Origin of the sequence: Xenorhabdus littoralis (assembly GCF_033949345.1) — a bacterium.
GTDB classification, from domain to species: domain Bacteria; phylum Pseudomonadota; class Gammaproteobacteria; order Enterobacterales; family Enterobacteriaceae; genus Xenorhabdus; species Xenorhabdus littoralis.
The window spans coordinates 1-3,554 of the sequence record NZ_VCDP01000105.1; the positions used below are offsets into that span (position 1 = coordinate 1).

Here is a 3,554-nt window from a genome sequence, read left to right on the forward strand (position 1 = left end):
TGACTTGATACTGTCCCAGAGGCCAAGGGTCTTCTGTTTGATACTTTCCCAGACACCACCTATTTTGTTGGAGATCCCTTCCCAAACAGAAGAGGCATACTGTTTAATCGTATCCCAGTTACGATAAATAACCCCGAATAACCCACCGCCCATAAAAAACTGCTTAATACTTTCCCATGCCTTCTCAACACGTTCTTTTATTCCCTGCCATGCATTACTGAATATAGTTTTTATATTTTCCCAAAGGGTAAGGAACTTTTCTTTCAATGAATCCCAGTTTTTCCAAATATAAATGGCAGCAATAGCAATGGCAGCAATAAGTGCCAGAATAGGCACCCTTAAGAACAAGCGACCAATGGTCAAAAGAACTTTTCCCACTGTCCGTAAAAGCCACATAAAGACAGTACCAAGACCCCTCAAAAGTAATTTAATTCCCTTAAATATCGTCTTGAGTGCATCCCATATTTCTTTAAGATCCAGTGCATCATCTTCTCCACCGTCACCACCACCAAAATTGATATTCAATTCGAATTTCTTGTTCGAGATATTTTCCTGTATCACATTCTGAGTGGCATAAACAATGCTACCGGCTTGGGAAACCGCCTCTGATTGTATTATTTGAGGAGCGTTATTTCGGGAAAACAGATATTGTTTGACAGATTGATAATAGGTTTTTAAATCAGAACGCATACGCGCAGTTTCCTGCGCATATTCAACAATAGGTTTTAAATATTCTACGGTCTTATTGAGTTTTTTAAACTGATTATGGATTTTATCTACATTATCCGACAGTTTTTTCTGATAGCGTTGAAAAGATTTAAAGGAACTGGTCAGCTTTCCTACGGTACTCAGTACCTTATTTAGCTGTGACTGTATATTACTCATTTTCTGCACCACTTCTTAAAATGGCCCGATGCCGCCAGTCCAACAGTTCCGGCAGTGACATTTCATCTGTGACTGCCGGAGACCAGTGAAAAACGGTGGCGATATCTGCCACCAATTCATCAACGGTTAATCGTTCTGGGAATCGGACTTGACCGACTTCGGCAACAAAAAATTGACCACCTCCACACTGAGATTAATCAGATCACCTGGTGACATCATCATCAGGTCACTTTTGGTCAATGCAGGGGTGGTAACACGCGGCAGGACAAGCAGCATAGAATCCACATCCATTTCCAGCAGTGCCTGTAAACGTGCACCGCGCAGTGCACCACTGTTAGGTTTACGAATCATCACTTCTGTGATTTCGCCGTTGCCTCGCGCCAGTGGAGCTTCCAGTTCGATAATGCGCAGATCGTCATTTTGAGTGTTCAGTGTTTCTGTCATGGTTCAACCTTGTTTATCCGATAGATAACCTGTCTCAACAGGTACAATTTGCGCACTGAAGAGACAGGAAATAAGTTTTAAAAAAGTTAATTGCTCAAAGAAGCGATTAAAAAAGACCGATAGCGCGGCGGTGCTGTTCCAGACGGTCTTCCCCACCTACTTTCTCAACCATATTGATGGTGTCGATTTCAATCAGTTCTTCGCCATCCCATGTCAGTTTGAAATAAGTGTTTTTGGCGGTGATTTTGGTCTGAGTGTTATCACCTTGTTTATAAGTGCCGTGATCGAACTCTTGGAAACGGCCACGCATCACAACTTCAACTGCAACCACGTCACCCGTGTCTTCGCGCTCAAAAGAGCCAGCAAAGCGCAGCATGACGCCATCAGCTTTCGCGATGCCCCACTGTTTGTACACTTGAGCTTCAATACCGCCCAGAGTGAATTCAGCATCCAGTGCGCCTTCATCCAGACCCAGATCCACCATTGCGCTGCCGTTCATGCCGGCTCCACGGTAAGCTTCCAGCTTGCGGCTCAACTTAGGAAGAGTCAGTTCTTCCACGATCCCCTGATAGTTGTTGCCATCATTGAACAAATTCAGGTATTTAAGTTTGCGAGGTAATGCCATCAGTTAGCCCCTTAGTTATTAATACTTTTAGCGAAATCCATCAGGTAACTATCTGTAATGCGCTGGCGTAACATCATGTTTTCCAGTGGCGGTACAGGTGTATAGTCGTAATCGATGGTCAGTTTGCCCGCTTTCAGGGTGTCTTTGTCGTTGGCTTTATCGTCGTACCAGCAACGGCCATCAATGATGTAGCCACCGGCTTTCAGTTCACGGAACTTAGCATTGATGCCTTCGATAATGTCGCGCACCAGTGATGGCGTCAGCGGCTTATCGATAGCCCACATGTGTGAATCAGCCATAGTGTCAGCCAGAACCTGAGCAGTACGAGTGTAGCTTTCAAACTGGAACAGTGGATCATCAGCACAAGTGCGGGAACCCCAGAAACGGAAGCCGTTTTTGCGGATCAGTGTGGTGATGCCGCTTTTATTCAGCAAATCAGCGTCAGTTGCGGTATCTTGCAGATCCCAGAAAACATCAGCAGACAGACCCGTCACACCGTTGACACCAACGTTGGACAGAGTTTTGTGCCAGCCAGTTTCTTCGTCGATTTTGGCGCGCAGCCCCAGAGCATGAGCGGTTGCGAAAGCAGTCGCTTCGCTGTTGGTAACAGTATCCCAGCTCAAGAAATCTGGCCAAATCAGCATCAGCTCACGCTGATTGAAGTTGTTACGATACTTGATGGCTTCATCGATAGTTTTGCAGCCATAAGCGCTGACATACGCCATTGCTTTCAATTTCTGAGCAATAGAAGCCAGTACAGCAACAACAGGTTGTGGATCCAGCCCCGGGACACCCAGAATTCGAGGCTTAACACCGAGTTGGCTTTGTGCCGCCAACAGTGCCTGCATACCGGTTTTCTTACCTGCATCAGTGACACCACCGATGATGTTAGTAATGGTTGCTTCTTCAGACTCGCCCTCAGCCACACGAACAACCACAGTGACAGGTTGAGCCTGAGCTGCAATTGCTTTCAGTGATGCGGACAAAGTCCCTTTCTTCCCAGCCTTACCACTGGCGCTCATAACGTCAGTAATCAGAACTGGAGTGTTTAATGGAAATGTTTTTTCGTCTGCGTCAGGAGCAGTACAAACCATACCTACGATAGCAGTGCTAACGGTAGTGATGGTACGAGTACCTTCATTGATTTCCTGTACACGGACTCCGTGATGATAATCTTGTGCCATATTAGCGTTCTCTCCTGTTAAGGTGTGCTGATATATTGGCGGATTAAGACTTTAAAATCATTCGGTTAGGGATGTGTGGGGGAAGGTACAAATATGTTTGAATATTTTACTTATTAATCAATTTGTTAAGGAAAATTTGATTGATATTTTAAATGAATTAAGAAAAATAGGTAGTTTGGTTCTGGCGAGGATTGCTTTGGTTAAATAACAACCTTAAATTAGCTAATTATCACCCACAAATTAGTTCAAAATTTAGTCTTTTCAGTATTATTCTGTGTAATTCCAACTTTTGATTACTTTTTGATAGGTAAAAATGGACCATTTTTATCTTTGATCGTAAGTTTGCAAGGTATAGGGAATGGGATCTTGACTTGGATCGTCAGGATCCGTGGATTGTAGAAAACCTCGGTTTGATG

The 3,554-nt window shown here is 44.2% G+C and carries 5 protein-coding genes; all 5 read right to left on the reverse strand.

All coding sequences use genetic code 11. The features are described 5' to 3' along the window. Positions 1–885, reverse strand: an 885-nt coding sequence (locus tag FE394_RS17595; RefSeq protein WP_419836361.1) for a phage tail protein, incomplete at its 3' end; no start/stop codon positions are given. Next, positions 878–997: a GpE family phage tail protein gene (locus tag FE394_RS17600; RefSeq protein ID WP_011144425.1), complete on the reverse strand. Its 120-nt coding sequence runs from the start codon at positions 995–997 to the stop codon at positions 878–880. The genes FE394_RS17595 and FE394_RS17600, both read right to left, overlap by 8 nt. A gap of 14 nt (positions 998–1,011) precedes the next feature. Beyond that, positions 1,012–1,329, reverse strand: coding sequence for a phage tail assembly protein (locus tag FE394_RS17605; protein ID WP_010845424.1), 318 nt, complete (start codon positions 1,327–1,329; stop codon positions 1,012–1,014). Between the two features lie 106 nt (positions 1,330–1,435). Further along, positions 1,436–1,954 (reverse strand): phage major tail tube protein, encoded by a 519-nt coding sequence (locus FE394_RS17610; protein WP_319927652.1) that lies wholly within the window; start codon positions 1,952–1,954, stop codon positions 1,436–1,438. A gap of 11 nt (positions 1,955–1,965) precedes the next feature. Further along, positions 1,966–3,138, reverse strand: coding sequence for a phage tail sheath protein (locus tag FE394_RS17615; RefSeq protein ID WP_319927653.1), 1,173 nt, complete (start codon positions 3,136–3,138; stop codon positions 1,966–1,968). Positions 3,139–3,554 lie beyond the last annotated feature (416 nt).

Coding starts and splice junctions, on each gene's coding strand:
- FE394_RS17610 (WP_319927652.1), bottom strand. CDS start 1,954: ATGGCATTACCTCGCAAACTTAAATACCTGAATTTGTTCAATGATGGC.
- FE394_RS17615 (WP_319927653.1), bottom strand. CDS start 3,138: ATGGCACAAGATTATCATCACGGAGTCCGTGTACAGGAAATCAATGAA.
- FE394_RS17605 (WP_010845424.1), bottom strand. CDS start 1,329: ATGACAGAAACACTGAACACTCAAAATGACGATCTGCGCATTATCGAA.